Source organism: Quadrisphaera granulorum (assembly GCF_003149145.1).
GTDB lineage: Bacteria > Actinomycetota > Actinomycetes > Actinomycetales > Quadrisphaeraceae > Quadrisphaera > Quadrisphaera granulorum.
Genome location: NZ_QGDQ01000003.1, coordinates 101,882 through 119,243, shown reverse-complemented (window position 1 = coordinate 119,243; position 17,362 = coordinate 101,882). Strand labels below are relative to the sequence as shown.

16 protein-coding genes and 1 riboswitch are annotated in these 17,362 nt (G+C 74.7%); of the genes, 10 read left to right on the top strand and 6 right to left on the bottom strand.

The features are described 5' to 3' along the window. Positions 1-58 precede the first annotated feature (58 nt). The 4 genes from BXY45_RS04230 to tsaE are packed head-to-tail and all read left to right on the top strand — an operon-like array spanning position 59 to position 3,823. Positions 59-430 carry a holo-ACP synthase gene (locus BXY45_RS04230; RefSeq protein WP_109773057.1) on the top strand — a complete coding sequence of 124 codons (372 nt, stop codon included), beginning with the start codon at positions 59-61 and terminating at the stop codon, positions 428-430. Next, entirely contained in the window at positions 427-2,004 is a 1,578-nt protein-coding gene (locus BXY45_RS04225; RefSeq protein ID WP_109773056.1) for a bifunctional ADP-dependent NAD(P)H-hydrate dehydratase/NAD(P)H-hydrate epimerase, read from the top strand. Before BXY45_RS04230 ends, BXY45_RS04225 begins: the two co-directional genes overlap by 4 nt. Continuing rightward, on the top strand, positions 2,001-3,326 hold the full coding sequence (gene alr, locus BXY45_RS04220) for an alanine racemase (RefSeq protein ID WP_109773158.1): 1,326 nt from the start codon (positions 2,001-2,003) through the stop codon (positions 3,324-3,326). Before BXY45_RS04225 ends, alr begins: the two co-directional genes overlap by 4 nt. A 59-nt stretch (positions 3,327-3,385) precedes the next feature. Further along, positions 3,386-3,823, top strand: coding sequence for a tRNA (adenosine(37)-N6)-threonylcarbamoyltransferase complex ATPase subunit type 1 TsaE (gene tsaE / locus BXY45_RS04215; RefSeq protein WP_109773157.1), 438 nt, complete (start codon positions 3,386-3,388; stop codon positions 3,821-3,823). Positions 3,824-3,985: 162 nt separating this feature from the next. On the opposite strand, the gene BXY45_RS04210 is transcribed toward tsaE, so the two are convergent. Beyond that, a complete protein-coding gene (locus BXY45_RS04210; protein WP_109773055.1) occupies positions 3,986-5,734 on the bottom strand; it encodes an MDR family MFS transporter in 1,749 nt (582 codons plus the stop codon). Continuing rightward, positions 5,734-6,222 (bottom strand): MarR family winged helix-turn-helix transcriptional regulator, encoded by a 489-nt coding sequence (locus BXY45_RS04205; RefSeq protein WP_211319220.1) that lies wholly within the window; start codon positions 6,220-6,222, stop codon positions 5,734-5,736. Before BXY45_RS04205 ends, BXY45_RS04210 begins: the two co-directional genes overlap by 1 nt. A gap of 102 nt (positions 6,223-6,324) precedes the next feature. Between BXY45_RS04205 and tsaB the strand changes: the two genes are divergently transcribed. From tsaB to BXY45_RS04175, 6 genes are all read left to right on the top strand, one after another. Further along, entirely contained in the window at positions 6,325-7,080 is a 756-nt protein-coding gene (gene tsaB / locus BXY45_RS04200; RefSeq protein ID WP_109773155.1) for a tRNA (adenosine(37)-N6)-threonylcarbamoyltransferase complex dimerization subunit type 1 TsaB, read from the top strand. 29 nt (positions 7,081-7,109) lie between these two features. Beyond that, the gene (gene rimI / locus BXY45_RS04195) at positions 7,110-7,583 is read left to right on the top strand and encodes a ribosomal protein S18-alanine N-acetyltransferase (RefSeq protein ID WP_109773054.1); all 474 of its coding nucleotides are present in this window, start codon (positions 7,110-7,112) and stop codon (positions 7,581-7,583) included. Positions 7,584-7,697: 114 nt separating this feature from the next. Continuing rightward, positions 7,698-9,719, top strand: a complete 2,022-nt coding sequence (locus BXY45_RS24085) for a metallophosphoesterase family protein (protein WP_245961642.1) — start codon at positions 7,698-7,700, stop codon at positions 9,717-9,719. Between the two features lie 52 nt (positions 9,720-9,771). Continuing rightward, positions 9,772-10,863 carry a tRNA (adenosine(37)-N6)-threonylcarbamoyltransferase complex transferase subunit TsaD gene (gene tsaD, locus BXY45_RS04185; protein ID WP_109773153.1) on the top strand — a complete coding sequence of 364 codons (1,092 nt, stop codon included), beginning with the start codon at positions 9,772-9,774 and terminating at the stop codon, positions 10,861-10,863. A 32-nt stretch (positions 10,864-10,895) separates the two neighbouring features. Beyond that, positions 10,896-11,966: a lipoate-protein ligase LplAB gene (gene lplAB, locus BXY45_RS04180; protein WP_109773053.1), complete on the top strand. Its 1,071-nt coding sequence runs from the start codon at positions 10,896-10,898 to the stop codon at positions 11,964-11,966. Between the two features lie 17 nt (positions 11,967-11,983). Continuing rightward, positions 11,984-12,092, top strand: a riboswitch (SAM riboswitch). Between the two features lie 68 nt (positions 12,093-12,160). Next, positions 12,161-13,498, top strand: coding sequence for an acyl-CoA dehydrogenase family protein (locus BXY45_RS04175; protein ID WP_109773052.1), 1,338 nt, complete (start codon positions 12,161-12,163; stop codon positions 13,496-13,498). A gap of 143 nt (positions 13,499-13,641) precedes the next feature. On the opposite strand, the gene BXY45_RS04170 is transcribed toward BXY45_RS04175, so the two are convergent. From BXY45_RS04170 to BXY45_RS04155, 4 genes are all read right to left on the bottom strand, one after another. After that, on the bottom strand, positions 13,642-14,748 hold the full coding sequence (locus BXY45_RS04170) for a sodium:calcium antiporter (protein WP_211319218.1): 1,107 nt from the start codon (positions 14,746-14,748) through the stop codon (positions 13,642-13,644). Positions 14,749-15,020: 272 nt separating this feature from the next. Continuing rightward, the gene (locus tag BXY45_RS04165; protein ID WP_109773051.1) at positions 15,021-15,233 is read right to left on the bottom strand and encodes a hypothetical protein; all 213 of its coding nucleotides are present in this window, start codon (positions 15,231-15,233) and stop codon (positions 15,021-15,023) included. 140 nt (positions 15,234-15,373) lie between these two features. Next, the gene (gene add / locus BXY45_RS04160) at positions 15,374-16,360 is read right to left on the bottom strand and encodes an adenosine deaminase (protein ID WP_109773050.1); all 987 of its coding nucleotides are present in this window, start codon (positions 16,358-16,360) and stop codon (positions 15,374-15,376) included. A gap of 9 nt (positions 16,361-16,369) precedes the next feature. After that, positions 16,370-17,338: a nucleoside hydrolase gene (locus BXY45_RS04155; RefSeq protein ID WP_170131304.1), complete on the bottom strand. Its 969-nt coding sequence runs from the start codon at positions 17,336-17,338 to the stop codon at positions 16,370-16,372. Between the last annotated feature and the right edge of the window lie 24 nt (positions 17,339-17,362).

Genomic DNA, 17,362 nt, shown 5'->3' with positions numbered 1-17,362 from the left:
CGGTCGAGCTGGCGGTCGAGCTGGCGGTCGAGCTGGCGGTCGAGCTGGTGGTCGAGGCGTGATCGTCGGCGTGGGCATCGACGTCGTCGGGGTGGAGCGGTTCGGGCGCACGCTGGAGCGCACGCCCGCGCTGCGGACGAGGCTGTTCACTCCCGCCGAGCGCGACCTGCCCCTGGAGTCGCTCGCGGCCCGGTTCGCCGCGAAGGAGGCCGTGGCCAAGGCCCTCGGGGCGCCGCAGGGTCTGGCCTGGCACGACGCAGAGGTGGAGAAGTCACCGTCGGGGCGCCCCGTGCTGCGCGTCTCCGGGACCGTGGCTGCCGCTGCGGCGGCGCTCGGGGTCACCTCCTGGCACGTCTCGCTGACCCACGACGCGGGCGTGGCCTCCGCCGTCGTCGTCGCCGAGGGACTGGGGCAGGCTGGGCCCCTGTGACCGCAGCGCACGCCGTCGAGGCCGTCCGGCGCGCCGAACAGGCCGCCGACCCCGACCTGGCGGCGCGCCCGGCCGGGCAGGACGGCCCGCTCATGCTCCGTGCGGCCGCGGGCATCGCCGCGGTGGTGGCCTCAGAGGTGCGGCGGCGGCGCGGAAGGCTCTACGGCGCGCGCGTGGTGCTGCTCGTGGGGTCGGGCAGCAACGGGGGTGACGCCCTGCACGCGGGCGCCCGACTGGCCGCCGGCGGCGCGCAGGTGGTGGCCCTCCTGTCCGGTTCGCGCGCACACGCCGGGGGGCTGGCCGCCCTGCGCGCCGCCGGGGGGAGGGTGCTGGACGACGACGACGCGGGCCCCACCCGGGCAGCGCTGGCCGCACCTTCGGTGCTGTCGGCCGCTGACGTCGTCGTCGACGGACTGCTGGGCATCGGCGGCCGCCCCGGGCTACCGCCGGCCGCGGCGGCGCTGGTCGCGGCCGTGCCCCCCAGCGCGCTGGTCGTCGCCGTCGACGTCCCCAGCGGCGTCGCCGCGGACAGTGGCGACCTGCCCCGCGACCCCTCCGGGCGTCCCGCGTGCGTGCACGCCGACCTCACCGTGACCGTCGGCACCGCCAAGCCCGCGCTGCTCCTGCCGCCCGCGGCGCGCGCGGCCGGGCGCATCGTCGTCGTCGACATCGGGCTCGACCCCGCCGTGCTGGGACCTGCCGCCGTCGAGGAGCTCGATCCCGAGCAGGCCGCGCTGCTGTGGCCCGTGCCAGGCCCCGACGACGACAAGTACTCCCGCGGCGTTCTCGGCGTCGTCGCAGGGGGAGACACGTACACCGGCGCCGCCCTGCTGTGCACCACGGCCGCCGTGCTCGCGGGAGCGGGGATGGTCCGCTACGTCGGCCCGCCGCGGCCGACCGACCTCGTGCGCCAGCGGCTGCCCGAGGTGGTGCCGGGTCCGGGCCGCGTCCAGGCGTGGGCCGTCGGCTCCGGAGTGGATCCGGACGACGATGCCCAGGCGGCACCGGTGACCCGGGCGCTCGCCGCGGCGGCGGACGACGGCGTGCCGAGCCTGCTCGATGCCGGCGCCCTGCCCGGCCTCGCGGCGCGCGTGCGCGGGCGCGGGCCGCTGGACCCCCGGCGCAGCGCGGTGCTGCTCACGCCGCACGCCGGCGAGCTGGCCCGGTTGCTCACCGATCTCGGTGTCGAGGCCGACGGTGAGCCCGTGGAACGCGCCGCCGTCGAACAGCGCCCCTTGGAGCACGCGCGCGCCGCGGCCCGCGCGACCGGCGCCGTCGTCCTGCTCAAGGGCTCCACCACGCTGGTCGTCACCCCCGGCGGGCGCGTGCGCGCCCAGACCGACGGACCCGGCTGGCTCGGCACCGCCGGAGCCGGTGACGTCCTCGCCGGCATCGCGGGGACCCTCCTGGCGGCCGGGCTCGCGCCGTTCGACGCCGGCGCCCTGGCCACCGCCGTTCACGGACGCGCCGCCGCGGCCGCCAGCGCGGGCGGCCCGCTGCATGCCGAGGCGGTGGCCCAGGCGGTGCCCGGGGTCGTCGCGCACCTGCTCACCCGACGGGAGTGGCCCTCATGACCGACGCCTCACGCGAAGATCTGCGCGGGGATCTGCAGGGGGATCTGCGCGGGGACCCGCGCGAGGACCTGTTCGCCCCGACCTGGACCGGTCAGGTGGTGGTGGACCTCGACGCCATCGCCGCCAACACGGCGCTGCTCGTCGAGCGCGCCGCGCCGGCCGCGGTCATGGCGGTGGTCAAGGCCGATGCCTACGGCCACGGCCTGGTGCCCGCGGCCCGTGCTGCGCTCGCGGGCGGCGCGACGTGGCTGGGGGTGGCGCAGCTCGCAGAGGCCCTCGCGCTGCGCGCGGCGGGCGTGACCGCGCCCGTGCTGTGCTGGCTGTGGGCACCCGGGCAGGACGTCGCGTCGGCCGTGGCCGCCGGGATCAACCTGTCGGCCTCCTCGCAGCAGGCGGTGGAGATCCTCGCGGACGCCGCCCGCGCGACCGGGCGGCCCGTGCGGCTGCACCTGGAGGTGGAGACGGGGATGGGCCGTGGGGGCGCAGCGCCCCAGGACTGGCCGGGCGCGGTCCGCGCCGCCCTGGTGGCTCGCGCGGAGGGCCTGGCGGACCTCGTCGGAGCCTGGTCGCACCTCGCGCGCTCCGACGAGCCCGCCGACCCCTGCACGACGCGGCAGCGCGGCGCCTTCACCGAGGCGCTCGCCGTCGCCGAGGGGCTGGGAGCGACGTTCTCGCTGCGGCACCTCGCCAACTCGGCCGCGCTCCTCACCGCCCCGGAGACCCACTTCGACCTCGTGCGGCCCGGGATCGCCGTCTACGGCCTGTCCCCCGGGCCCGAGGTCGGCACGTCCGAGCTGCTGGGCCTGCGCCCGGCGATGTCCGTGCGGACGCGCCTGGCGCTCGTCAAGGACGTCGGCGCGGGGCAGGGGGTCTCCTACGGCCACACCTACACCACCGACCGTCCGACCCGACTGGGCCTGGTGCCGCTGGGCTACGCCGACGGCGTGCCGCGGGCCGCCAGCGGCGTCGGGCCCGTGGTGGTGGCCGGGGGCCGCACCACGGTGGCGGGGCGGGTGTGCATGGACCAGTTCGTCGTGGACCTCGGCGGGTTACCGGGGGCCGACCGGGCCGCCGCGGGTGACCTCGTGGAGCTCTTCGGTGACGGCGCCCTGGGCGGCCCCACCGCTGAGGACTGGGCGCATGCGTGCGGCACCATCGGCTACGAGGTGCTGGCGCGGATGTCGGCGCGGTTGCCGCGCCGGTACACCGGCACGGCCGGCGTGCAGCAGGCCGTCGGGGCCGTCGAGGCAGCAGAGGCCGCCGAGGTCAGCGCCTTCGCCGAGGCCAGCGTGACCGCCGAGCTGGAGAGGGGACAGCGGTGAACGACGTGGATCAGGTGCCGTCAGCGCAGTCGGTGGTGTCGGTACCGACCACCGAGGACATGCACGCGCTGGGGCGCGCCCTCGCCGGGCTCCTGCGCGCGGGAGACCTCGTCGTGCTCGTAGGGGACCTCGGGGCGGGCAAGACCACGCTGGCGCAGGGCCTGGGCGACGGTCTGGGCGTGCGCGGCCCGGTGACGTCGCCGACGTTCGTCATCTCCCGGGTGCATCCCTCGCTGGTCGGCGGCCCCGCCATGGTGCACGTGGACGCCTACCGCCTCGGCTCGGCCGACGAGGTCGACGACCTCGACCTGGACGCCTCACTGGAGGAGTCGGTCACCGTCGTCGAGTGGGGCGCGGGACTGGTGGAGCAGCTGGCCGCCGACCGGCTCGTCGTCGAGCTGGAGCGACCCTCGACGGCGGACGAGGGCGAGGGACGACGGGTGGTGCTGCGCGGCCTCGGAGCGCGGTGGGACGGCGTGGCGCTGCCCGCCCCGTGACCGGACTGCGCACTGACCGGACTGCCCCGTGACCGGAGTGCGCCGTGACCGGACTGCGCCCGTTAATCATGCAGAAGACCCGCACCTCGAGCGCTCGAGGTGCGGGTCTTCTGCATGATCACCCGCGCGGAACGGCAGGGCGGGCGGGTGGTGCGCCGGGCGTCAGCGGGAGGCGCCGACCCGCTCGTCGTCGTCGTCCTCCACCACGGGGGTGGTGGACGTCGGGGCGGAGGCGGCGACGCCGGCCGCGGGACCGCCGGCGGCTGCCGGGGCGGCGTCCTCCTCGGCGCGGGCCTGGACACCGGCGGTGTTCCGCAGGGGCTTCTCGGGCAGGAAGATCGTCACCACGAAGCCGATGACCATGATGGCCGCGGCGAGCAGGAAGATCGAGTCCATCGCGGAGGAGAAGCCGACCCGGAACGGGTGGGCCAGGGTGGCGTCGAGGCCGTTGAGGAACGACGTGTCGTTGAGTGACCCGCCGCCGGAGGTGACACCGGCAAGGGTCTGGGCCTGGTCGGGGTTGGCGGCGAGCGCCTGCTGGAACTCCGGGGTGCCCTGCGCCTCGGTGAACGCGGTGGCGATGCGGCCGAGCATGAGGCTGAAGAGCAGCGACAGGAACACCGCGGCGCCCAGCGTGCCGCCCATCTGCCGGAAGAACGTCACCGACGAGGTGGCCACCCCCATGTCACGGGGGCTCACGGCGTTCTGCACGGCGAGGATCACCGACTGCATGTTCAGGCCCAGGCCCATGCCGAACAGCAGCATGATCGCCATGGTTACCGCGAGCGGGGTGTCGGCGCCGACGAGGGAGAACAGGACCAGGGCGACGGCGAGCACTGCCGTGCCGACGACGGGGAAGATCTTGTAGCGCCCGGTCTTGCTGGTGATGCGGCCCGAGACTGCGGCGGCGCTCATGATGCCGAGCATCAGCGGCAGGGTCTGCAGGCCGGCGACGGTGGGCGAGGAGCCCTTGACCACCTGCAGGTACTGCGGCAGCAGGAGCATCCCGCCGAACATGCCCATGCCCACGATGAAGCTGGACACGATGCCGACGGAGAAGGTGCGCTCGCGGAACATGCGCGGCGGCAGGAGCGCGGCGTCGCCCATGACCCGCTCGGCCACGATGAACGCGGCGATGCCGACCACGGCGAGGACGTAGCAGGTGATGGCGTCGGTGGAGCCCCAGCCCCACTCACGGCCCTGCTCGGCGACGATGAGCATCGGCACCAGGGCGAGGATGAGAGCGGCGGCGCCCCACCAGTCGATGCGGTGGTCGCGGCGCACGTGCGGGATGTGCAGGTAGCGCATCACGACGGCGAACGCGGCGACGCCGAACGGCACGTTGATGAAGAAGATCCAGCGCCAACCGGCCATGCCGAGGAGCTGCTCCTGCCCGGCGAACAGTCCGCCGAGGACCGGGCCCAGGACGCTGGAGGAGCCGAAGACGGCCATGAAGAACGCCTGGTACCGGGACCGCTCCCGCGGGGGCACGATGTCGCCGAGGATGGCGAACGCCAGGCTCATGAGGCCGCCGGCGCCGATGCCCTGCAGGGCGCGGAACGCGGCCAGGGAGTACATCGACCAGGCGAAGGCGCAGGCCACGGAGCCGATGATGAAGACGCCGATGGCGAACAGGTAGAACGGCTTGCGCCCGTAGGTGTCGGAGAGCTTGCCGTACAGCGGCGTGGTGATCGTCGAGGTGATGAGGAAGGCCGTGGTGGCCCACGCCTGCAGGGAGTAGCCCTGGAGGTCGTCCGCGATGGTGCGGATGGCGGTGGAGACGACCGTCTGGTCGAGTGCCGCGAGGAACATGCCCAGCAGCAGGCCGGACAGGATCGTCATGATCTGGCGGTGGGTGAAGGCGCCCTCGGGGGCGCTGGCGGCGGGCGGTGCCGCTGCGGTGGAAGACATCACTGCTCCTGCGGGGTCTGCGGAGTGGGCAGGGAGGGGAGTGCGGAGGCGGCGAGCGCCTCACGGAAGCGGCGGAGGTCGGCCGTGAAGGCCGTGATCTCCTCGGGCGCCCAGTCGGAGAGGGCCTGCGCGAGGAGCTGGGCGCGCTGAGCGCGCATCGCCGAGACGGTGGCCCGGCCGGCGGCCGTGGCGGCGAGCAGGCAGGCGCGGCGGTCGGCCGGGTCGTCCTGGCGCTCGACCAGGCCCTCGGCGACGAGCTCGGCGACCTGCCGGCTGGTGGTGGAGGGGTCGGCGTGGACGAGCTCGGCCAGCGCCGTGGTGCGCAGCGGCCCGTGAAGGGCCACCGGGAAGAGGAGAGAGTGCGCCGAGCGCATCGCCGACTGCGCCTTGTAGAGGTGCAGGACCCGCATCAGCGAGCCGAACTCCTCCACCAGCTGCTCGGCGGCCGGCGTGCGGGCTGGCGCGCTCGACGTGTCGATGGATGTCACAAGCAATGAATGTACGACTGTTGTGTGCAGCGTGCAAGCAACTTCCTTCGGCGTGTCGGGCGCCGCGGTCGGGGCCGCACCCGAGCGGCCTACGCTGCCGACGTGCTCCTGCTCGCCCTCGACACCTCATCCGCCGTCGGCGTCGCCCTCCTCGAGGGAGAGCGTGTGCTCGCCCAGGAGCAGCACCACGACCCGCGCCGCCACGGTGAGCTGCTCGCCCCCTCGGTCCGCTCGGTACTGGCAGCGGCCGGCGTCGACCGGCGCGACCTCGGCGCCGTCGCCGTGGGGGTCGGTCCGGCGCCCTTCACCGGGCTGCGCGTCGGCGTGGTCACCGCGCTGGCACTCGGGGAGGCGCTCGGCATCCCCGTGCACGGTGTGAGCAGTCTGGATGCCCTCGCGGCCAGCGCTCTCGCCGCCGCGCCGGTCAGCGCCCGCGGACCGCTCGCCGGTGGATTCGTCGTCGCCGCCGACGCTCGCCGCCGCGAAGTGCACTGGGCCCGGATCGCCATCGACGGCGGAGCGGACGCCCTCGCTGATCCGCTCTCCGGCTGGCGTCGCACCGCAGGGCCCGCGGTGGACACCCCCGCCGACGTCGCCGCCGGCATCGCCGGGGAGGGGCTGCCCGCCGTCGGCCGAGGCGCCGCGCTCTACCGCGACACGCTGCCCGGACCCGACGTGCTCGCGGGCGCCTCGGGGGACGCGCACGACACCGTGGAGCTGCCGCTCGACCCCGATCCGGGCGTGCTCGGGGCGCTCGTGGCCCGGCGCCTCGCCACCGGTGGCGAGCTGCTGCCACCGCGACCGATGTACCTGCGCCGCCCCGACGCCCAGGTACCCGCAGCGCTCGCAGGCCGCTGAGCAGTCAGTGAGTAGCGGGTGATGTCTCGATGAGTGACGTGCGCCTCCGGCCGATGCGCTGGTGGGACGTCGACGCGCTGCTGCCCGTCGAGGCGGCGCTGTTCGGCGCGAGCGCCTGGAGCGCGGAGCTGTTCTGGTCCGAGCTGGCCGCACCGGGCCGCACGTACCTCGTGGCGGTCGAGAAGGACGAGGACGACGACGGCGACGGCGCGCTGCTCGGCTACGGCGGCCTCGCCCTCGCCGGACCCGACGCGGACGTGCAGACCCTCGCCGTGGCGCCCCGCGCGCAGCGCCGCGGCGTCGGGAGTCTCCTGCTCGACGCGCTGCTGGACGCGGCCCGCGGCGGCGGCGCCAGCTCCGTGCTGCTGGAGGTCCGCGCCGACAACGCCCCGGCCCAGGCGCTCTACGCCGCCCGCGGCTTCGAGCGGATCGGCGTGCGACGGCGCTATTACCAGCCCGAGGACGTGGACGCGCTGGTCCTGCGCCGCCGCGTGCGCGGCTGACGCGACCCGCCGTTCACCGGGGCGCTGCCTCACAGACACCCGGGGTGCACCTCGGGTGCCAGGTGCTCGGTGAAGGTGGTGGCCGCCCCGCGACCCCGCCCCAGGAGCTGCGCCGTGCCCGTGAACCCCACCGGACCCGACCGCCCGACTGACCTCGACCGTAGGTCGGTGCTCGTGAGCGGTCTCGCCGCCGCCGTCGCCGTGCCCGCCGTCGTCGTCCCCGCCGTGTCCCGACCCGCTGTCGCTGCCCAGCCAGCCCCGCCCGCCGGCCAGCCCGAACCCTCGGCGCCGGGTCTGCGGCAGGGGGCGCCGGGCGCACCGGTGGTCCTCACCGACCCCTTCCTCCAGCTGCCCGGCGAGGGCAGCGTGCACGTGGTGTGGATGAGCGAGGGGGCGGCGGGCAGCGCCGTCGGGACCGTCCTCGTGGGGGAGGGGGTGCCGGCGCTGGACCACGCCGCCGCGGTGGCCGCGGCCGCCGGTGCAGCCGTGCCCGGGGTACGCGCGGTGAAGGCCGAGGTCACGGAGCTGTCGCGCACGAGCGAGGACGAGCAGTCGAAGGTCGCCCGGCCGCCCGCGCGGTGGACGCGGCGCCCGATCAGCCGGTACGAGGCCCGCATCGAGGGGCTCGCGCCGGGCCGCACGCCGTACCGCGTGGTGACCGCGTCGGTCACGGCGACCACGACGACGACCACGACGACGGCGGGGGTCGCAGCTGCACCGGGGGCTGCGGCCGCAGTCTCGGACGCGTTCACCCTCGCGCCCGCACCGGCACCCGGCCAGCGGCTGCGGCTGCTGCTCACGAGCGACCACCAGTCGATGCCCAACACCCCGGCCAACCTCCAGGCGGCCGCCGAGCAGCTGGGTGTGCTCGACGCTGTGGTCATTGCTGGTGACCTCGTCAACGTGCCCGACCGTGCCTCGGAGTGGTTCGACGACGCCCGCGGCTCCAGCTTCTTCGCGGCGCTGCAGGGCCACGGCGGCCGCGAGTCCACCGGGGGCACCGTCTTCCGCGGTGGACAGATCGCCCAGCACGCTCCGCTGTTCCCCGCGATCGGGAACCACGAGGTGCAGGGGCGGGTCGCCGGACCCGGCGTCGCCACGCTCGGCGCCTCGTTCAACGCTCCGGTGCCGCGCGACGTCGCCGAGCGCGCCCGCCGGGCCGCTGCCGCCGCCGGTGACGCGCAGGCCGGCAGTCACGACCCGGCGGTCGGCGCCGCGTGGGTGGAGGACAGGTCGTGGTCGACCCGCACCTACGAAGAGATCTTCACCCTCCCCGAGGACTCTCCGGGCGGGAAGCGCTACTACGCCACGACCTTCGGCGACGTGCGGCTCGTCGTCCTCTTCGGCACCCGCATCTGGCGCGGGCAGAAGGCCGACGCGGACCCGGCGGCCCGCACGGACGGCAGCCGCTTCCAGGAAGCCCGCGAAGCGCTCTCGGACCCGCTGGCCCAGGGGTACGGCGAGTTCGTCTTCGAACCTCTCGACGCCGGCAGCGAGCAGTACGCCTGGCTGGAGCGTGAGCTCGCCTCGCGCGCGTGGCGGGAGGCGCGCTTCCGGGTGGTCGTGCTGCACGAGGGCCCGCAGGGCCTGGGCGACAACGTGCTCCCGCCGTTCGCCCACCCGGTGCGGGTGGAAGAGCGAGACGCCACCGGCGCGCTGGCCGGGGTCCGCTACGAGTACCCGTACGACCAGGACGTCCTGCGACGCGACGTGCAGCCCCTCCTGGAGCGCGCCGGGGCGGACCTCGTGCTCAACGGCCACAGCCACCTCTGGAACAGGTTCCGCGCGCCGGGCGGAACGCACTTCCTGGAGACCTCCAACACGGGCAACAGCTACGGGGCCTTCCATCCGCGCAGCGGCAGGACGCGCCCCGTGCCGCCGCCTCCGTGGGACCCCGAGAACTACCTTGCGCAGGGCAATCGCGGCGGCCTGGAGCCGGTGGTGCCCACGGAGGCGCCCCGCAGGGATGCGACGGGTCAGCCGCAGCCGTTCGTGGCCGACAACGACCTCGCGGTCTTCACCGTGCTCGACACGGGAACCGGTGAAGGTGCCGGCGAGGTCCTCAGCTGGGTCTACGACGTGCGGACCCCGCAGACCCCGCCGGTGTTGCTGGACCGGTTCTCCCTGGGGCGCTGACCGCACGGTCAGCCGGGCCTGCGATCGGCCCGCCTACGCTGGACGCGTGACCCTGGCCGCTGATCCGCTCGTGCTCGGTATCGAGAGCTCCTGCGACGAGACCGGCGTCGCGCTCGTGCGTGGGGCGACGCTGCTCGGGCACGCCGTCGCCAGCAGCGTCGACGAGCACGTGAGGTTCGGCGGTGTCGTCCCCGAGATCGCCAGCCGCGCGCACCTGGAGGCGTTCCTGCCGACGATGCGCCGCGCCTGCGAGGAGGCCGGCGTCACCCTCGCCGACGTCGACGCCGTGGCGGTGACCGCCGGGCCTGGCCTCGCGGGGGCGCTGCTCGTCGGCGTGGCGGCGGCCAAGGCGCTCGCCCTCGCCCTCGACGTCCCGCTGCTCGGGGTGAACCATCTCGTCGCGCACGTCGCCGTCGACGTCCTCGTCTCCGGCGCGCTGCCGGAGCGGAGTGTCGCGCTGCTGGTCTCCGGGGGTCACACCGAGCTCCTCGACGTCCACAGCCCCGTGCATCAGGGGAGGCAGGGGGTCGGGGCAATGCGCGTGGAGCTGCTCGGCCAAACCCTCGACGACGCCGCCGGCGAGGCCTTCGACAAGGTCGCCCGCCTGCTCGGCCTGCCCTACCCCGGGGGGCCCCACGTGCAGCGCGCCGCCGAGCGCGGCGACCCCGCCGCGTTCGCCTTCCCCCGCGGCCTGACGGCCGCGCACGACCTGCGCCGCCACCCCTACGACTTCTCCTTCTCGGGTCTGAAGACGGCGGTCGCGCGGCAGGTCGACGCCCACCGCCGCTCCCTCGAACCCGGCGCTGAGCTCGGCGAGGCGTTCGTCGCGGACGTCGCCGCGTCCTTCTCGGAGGCCGTCGCCGACGTCCTGTCCCGCAAGACCGTCACCGCGGCCCAGGAGCGCGGCGTGCAGACCGTGCTGCTGGGCGGTGGGGTGGCCGCCAACGCGCGGGTGCGCGGCCTGCTCGCCGAGCGGTGCGAGGCCGCCGGTCTGGACCTGCGGGTGCCCCCGCTGCGGCTGTGCACCGACAACGGGGCCATGGTCGCGGCGCTCGGGGCGCTGGTGCTGGCCGACGGGCTCGGCCCGTCACCGCTGGAGCTGGCCACCGACCCCGGCCTGCCGGTGTCCACCATCATCGTCTGACGCGTCGTTCGAAGCAGAGAGCAGGTTCCGCCGTGCACGGCGAGTACAAGGTTCCCGGAGGCAAGCTTGTCGTCGTCGACCTCGAGGTCGACGACGACGGCGCCGGTTCCGCCACCGGCGCGGTGCTGCGCGACGTGCGGCTCTCGGGTGACTTCTTCCTCGAACCCGACGACGCGCTCGAGGCCATCAACGGCGCGCTGGAGGGCGTCTCCGCCGACACCGACGCCGCCGACCTCGCCGCCCGGGTGCGTGCCGCGCTGCCGTCCGGAGCGGTGCTCCTGGGGATCACGCCGGAGGCCGTCGCTGTCGTCGTCCGGCGCGCCCTGGCCCGCGCGACGAGCTTCGCCGACCACTCCTGGTCGCTCGTGCACCGGGGCCCGGAGAGCCCCGAGCTCCTCATGGCGCTCGACGAGGTGCTGCTCGGTGAGGTCGCGGCCGGACGCCGCGGCCCGACGCTGCGCGTGTGGGAGTGGGACCGCCCGACGGTGATCATCGGGAGCTTCCAGTCGCTGCGCAACGAGGTGGACGCCGAGGCGGCATCGGCGCTGGGGGTCGACGTCGTCCGCCGGATCAGCGGGGGTGGGGCGATGTTCGCCGAGCCCGGCAACACCATCACGTGGTCGCTCACGGTGCCCGAATCCCTGGTCGCCGGGCTGAGCTTCGTCGACTCCTACGCCTACCTCGACGCGTGGGTGCTCGAAGCCCTCGGTGACCTGGGCGTCAAGGCCGAGTACCGCCCCATCAACGACATCGTCTCCGCGGCCGGCAAGATCGCCGGAGCGGCGCAGAAGCGCGTGCCCGGCGCGGTGCTGCACCACGTGACCATGGCGTACGACATCGACGCCACGAAGATGCTGCAGGTGCTGCGCATCGGGCGCGAGAAGCTCTCCGACAAGGGCACCACGAGCGCCGGCAAGCGCGTCGACCCTCTGCGATCCCAGACGGGCATGGCTCGCGAGGACGTCATCGCTGCCATGGCCGCGTCGTTCCGCGGCCGCTACGGGCTCGCGGACGACGACGTCACCGACGTCGAGCTGGCCGCTGCCCGCGAGCTCGCCCAGCGCAAGTACCTCGATCCGGCCTGGACCCGCCGGGTGCCCTGACGCTACGGTGCGAGCCAGGTCATGAGTGCCAGCGCCAAGCCCCGGCTCGCTGGCCGGCAACCCCCGCGTCGTGGGGTGCTCCGGGTGATGACCGGACCAGGCGTCCGCGCCCGGTAACGACGCGCTCCTCCTCGTCGGGCCCGGGCATCGCCGCCTGGTGAACGATGACCGAACGCCGAGGAGAGCACCGTCGCATGAGCACCGCAACCCAGCTGACTGCCGCATCGTCAGCCGATTCGTCTGCCCCGTCGACCAGCCGGCCCCACTCCGCCGGCAGCCAACGTGAGCGGCTTGCCGCGGCCCGCGCCCGCCTGCAGCCCGTCTTCGACGACGTGGCGCAGGGCGTGGTGCAGCGTGAGGTCGACCACGAACTGCCCCGCGCGCAGGTGCAGGCCCTCGTCGAGGCGGGCTTCACGCAGCTGCGCGTGCCGGTGGAGCACGGCGGTGACGGGCTCGATCTCGTGGCCTTCACCGAGCTGCTCATCGACCTGGCCGCTGCGGACTCCAACCTCCCGCAGATCTTCCGCGGCCAGATCGCGTGGGTCGAGCACCTGCTCTCGCTGCCGGAAGGGCCCTACCGCGACGCGTGGTTCGCGCGCATCGCCGCCGGCGAGTGGACCGGTAACGCCTGGAGCGAGACCGGCGGCACCACGCTCGGCGGTCAGGCGACCAAGGTGCGCCGCGACGCCGACGGCCGCTGGCGCATCAGCGGCCGCAAGTACTACACGACCGGAACGATCTACGCCGGCTGGAGCGACGTCGTCGCCCAGCTCACCGACGACGCCACCCTCGCCGCACAGGAGGCCGGTGACGCCGCCGCCGGCACCGTCACCGCGCTGGTGCGCCTGGACCAGCCCGGCGTCACCGTCAGCGACGACTGGGATGGGTTCGGCCAGCAGCTCACCGGCACCGGAACCCTCGTCCTCGACGACGCCCTCGTCGAGGACGACGATCTCGCGGCCTTCGACGACAGGTTCCGCTACCAGACCGCGCTGTACCAGCTGGTGCTGCTCGCGGTGCATGCCGGCATCGCGGCCGCCGTCGAGCGCGACACCGCGCACGAGGTGCGTGCCCGCACCCGCTCCTACAGCCACGGCCTGGCGCCCGTGGTGCGTGAGGACCCGCAGGTCCTCGCCGTCGCGGGTGAGATCTCCTCGATCGCGTTCGCGGCGCGGGCCACCGCGCTGGCGGCGGCCGCCGCGGTCCAGGGTGCCGCCGACACCGCCCACGACCGCGACGGCGAGGCCGACCTCGCCGCCAACGTCCGCGCGGAGATCGCCACTGCGCAGGCGCAGGTGGTGCTCTCCGAGAGCGTGCCGCGCGCGGCGACGCTGCTGTTCAACACGCTCGGGGCCTCGGGCACGTCGCGGGCCAAGGACCTCGACCGGCACTGGCGCAATGCCCGCACGGTCGCCTCGCACAACCCGGTGATCTACAAGGCGCGCATCGTCGGTGACTGGTCGGTCAACGGCACGACGCCGCCCTACGTGTGGGCCATCGGCACGCACACCGCCGCCACGCCCGCGGGCTGACCCTCGTCGTCCTCCTGCTCTTCCCGCACGTGCCGCGGAAAGTGCGGGAAGAGCGCCCCCGGGTAGCGCACTTTCCTCGGCAAGTGCGCTACCCGAGGCGCAGGAGGCGCACTTGCCGCGGAGAGTGCGAGAAGAGGGACGGGTCAGAGGGTGACGGCCAGGCCGACGGCGAACGCGGCGTACGCGGTGGCCGCCGCGGCCAGACGCACCGCCGTGACGCGACGGGTGGCGAAGAGCACCAGCAGGTAGCTCACGCACACCAGCGTGGCGACGGCGGCCACGAGCAGCGGACCCTGCACCTGCCAGCCCGTGAAGGCCAGACCGAGGCCGGTCGGGATGGTCGCCTGGATGACCATCGAGCCCGCCAGGTTGCCCAGCGCGAGTGACACCTTGCCCTTGCGTACCCAGATCAGCGCGTTGAGCATCTCGGGCAGCTCGGTGGCGATAGGGGCCAGGAGCAGCGCGACAAGGGACGCCGGCAGCCCGAGCTGCGGGGCCAGCGACTCGAGCTGGCCGACGAAGACCTGCGACGCGCCGAAGATCACGACCAGTGACACGACCACCTGGACGACGACGGCGGTGGTGCTCGGCCGCTCGCGCCGCGGCTGCGCCTTGAGCGGTTCGAGGTCTTCGGCGCTGTGGGCGTCACCGCCGGCGCGGACCTGGCGCCAGCAGTAGACCGCGTACGCACCGAAGAACACCCAGCCCAGCCACGGCTTGACCGCGAACGCCACCAGGCCGAGACCGGCCGCCGCGGCGAAGCAGACCAGGAACCAGGTCTGGTCGCGGGCGAGGGAGCGGGTGTCCAACGCGGCCAGCTGCGCGGCCTCGGCGTCGGTCGGGCCACCGGCCGCCGCAGAGCTCTGGCCGCCCTGGCCGTGGCCGCCCGCCGCTGCGGCACCCACCGGCTGGGCGACCGCACTCAGCCGGGCCGTACGCCGGACCGACCTGCGGTTGGTGAGCAGGACGACGCCGACGACGGCGTACGCGAGGCTCCCCACGACGAGCGGGCCGCCCAGCGCCGCGCCGACACCCACGTCGGCACCGGACTCCTGTGAGCCGAACAGCACCGCCACCAGCGTCACCACGCTCTCGGGCAGCGCCGTGCCGGCGGCGGCCAGCACGGTGCCCACAGCCGCCGACCCGACGGCCATGCGCACGCCGAGCCACTCGACGGCGTTGACGAACCATTCGCACGCCAGGTAGATGAGCACGGCGCAGGCGAGCAGCAAGACGAGGGTGAGCAGCACGAGGTTCCTCTGCAGCGGTCTGCCGCACCGGAGCGGGCGCAGCGCGACACCGGCGAGCCGGGGGCCTGTGGGCCCACGACCAGCTCACCGGCGATGGTCTGATGGAGTCAGGAGTGACCCGTGGATCGGGCCGCCACAGACGTTATCGGCTGCTACGGCGAGGACCAAGCACTTCGGTCGCCCGAAAATCGCGGCGCTGACCTGCGAGAACGCTCTGGAGGAGTTCGGTCACCCGAAACCGGGCCGGAACAACCCGGCCGATGGCCCGCCGCTCAGGAGTGCAGCGCCTGCGCCCACTCCGGCGCCCGGTGCTCCACGGTGGCACGGGCGGCGGCGAGGTCAACCGGCTCGCGCAGAGCGCGGGGCGGGCGGACGTGCAGGTGCGGGCGCAAGCCCGGAAGGGCGGCCGCCACGGCGAGAGTGAGGGCGAGCAGAAGCGCAGGGGCGGCGAGCGCCACGAGCAGCGCGATCACGGCAGTGGACATCTCCGACGCTCCTTCCGTGCCGAGTCCCGGGTGGCAGCTGCGCCACCAAGTTTCGGTGGGCCGAAACTACCACCCGGAACGCCGTTCGTGCAGTCCGGAGCGCCTCTTGCTGGGGCCCGCGCTCGCTTTCGTGGCGGACATCACGCCCGCAGCCAGGCCTCCACCCGCTCCAGCGCCGCGTTCACGAGCGCCGCCGGAGCATGCGCCGCCGCCTCGATACCGCTGCGAGCCACCACGGCCAGCTGCGCGTCGTCGAGGCCCAGCACCGTCCGCGCGGTCTCGTACTCCTCCAGCAACCCAGGTCCGAAGAGCAGGGAGTCGTCGGTGTTGATCGAGCACGGCACCCCCGCCTGCAGCAACTGGGGCAGCGGGTGCTCGGCCAGCGACGGCACCACGCCGAGCAGCACGTTGGAGGTGGGGCACACGTCCAGGCAGATGCGCTCGGCGGCCAACCGCTCCACGAGGGCAGCGTCTTCGATGGCGCGCACGCCGTGGGCGATGCGCCCGGCGCCGAGGTCGTCCAGGGCCGACCGCACGCTGTCGGGGCCCAGCAGCTCACCGGCGTGCGGGGCGGCCACGAGACCACCGGCACGCGCCACCGCGAACGCGCGCGCGAACGGCGCAGGCGGGCCGAGCACCTCGTCGTGCGCGAGCCCGAACGAGACCACACCGTGGTCCGCCCGCGTGACCGCCAGTTCCGCCAGCGCCTCGGCGTCCTCCGTCGGCAGCACGCGGATGGCGGTCACCATCAGCCCGAAGCCGATCCCTAGGCGCGCCGCCGTCGCCCGCCCCTCGTCAAGGGCGATGTCGAGGTTCTGCCCCGGGTCGGCCAGGGCCGGGCTGGCGTAGAAGGGCCACAGCTGGGGCTCCACCCAGACCGCGCCGTCAGCGGCGGCGTCTTCGACCACCTCGCGGACCACGCGGCGCAGGTCGGCCTCGGACTTGATGCACTGCGCCGCGGCGTCGTACAGCCCGGCGAAGGCGCCGAAGTTGCCGTACCCGCGGGTCTCGGGCACCGGGATGCCGTAGCCGTCGGCCAGCTCGGCGAGAGTGGACGGGCGCATGCACCCCTCGAGGTGGGTGTGCAGGGAAGCCTTGGGGAGCAGTCGGAGGTCGCGCGCGGTCATGGGCGCAGGCTAGGGGCGACTCGCCGTGCATCCCGCCAGCACCCGCCGGACCACGGCCGCGGCCGCACGCTCGGCGTCCACACCGACCGCCACGCGGACGGCGCCGCGGTCGTCGGGGACGTGGACGACGGCGCCGCGCTCGTCGACGTCCACCCGGCCCGGAGGGCCGAGCTCGAGCACGCCGGGCTCGACGAGCAGCAGGGCGGTCACCGGGTCGTGGGGGATGCCCCAGGGCTCGTCCCAGAACTCCCACCACTGCCGCACCTGCGCCGCGAGTACTGCGCCGAGCGGCCCAGCCGCGGCGATCCGCTCCACGTCCGCGGCCTCCAGCCGCACCTGCCGGGTGATCTCCAGGCCGACGACGACGGTCGGCGCTCCGCAGGTCAGCACCTCCGCGGCGGCGACGGCGTCACTGCGGAGGTTGTGCTCGTCTTCCAGCAGCCCGTCCGTGGTGCGGGCGCCGTCCCACCGGCCGCCCATGAGCACCAGCGAGCGCAGGTGGCCGGCCAGCTCCGGGTGGCGCCGCAGCGCCGTCGCGACACCGGTCAGCGGGCCGATCGCGAGCAGGTCGACCTCGCCGGGCGCAGCGGCGGCCGTCGCCGCGAGCCAGTCCGCGGCGTCGTCAGCAGCAGAAGTGCCCGGCGCAGGGGGCGTCGTCGTCGCCGTCCTGAGGTCTCCCAGCAGGGAGCCCTCGTGGCCTGCCCACCAGACCTCCGCGCCCGAGAGCGGCGTCGGGGCCCCTGCCCGGACCGGGATGCCACCCGGGACTCCTGGACCGGGGACGCCGGCCAGCTCCAGCAGGCGCGACGTGGCGCGGGCGCGCAGGTCGGTGTCGCCGTAGACGGTGGTGATCCCGACCAGCTCGACTTCGGGGGAGCCGAGCAGCAGGGCGAGGGTGAGGGCGTCGTCGACGTCGGTGCCGAGGTCGGTGTCGAGGACGACGCGGCGCCGGTCGGCGGCTGGGGCTGTGCTGCTCACGCAGTCCAGCCTGGCAGCCGCCGC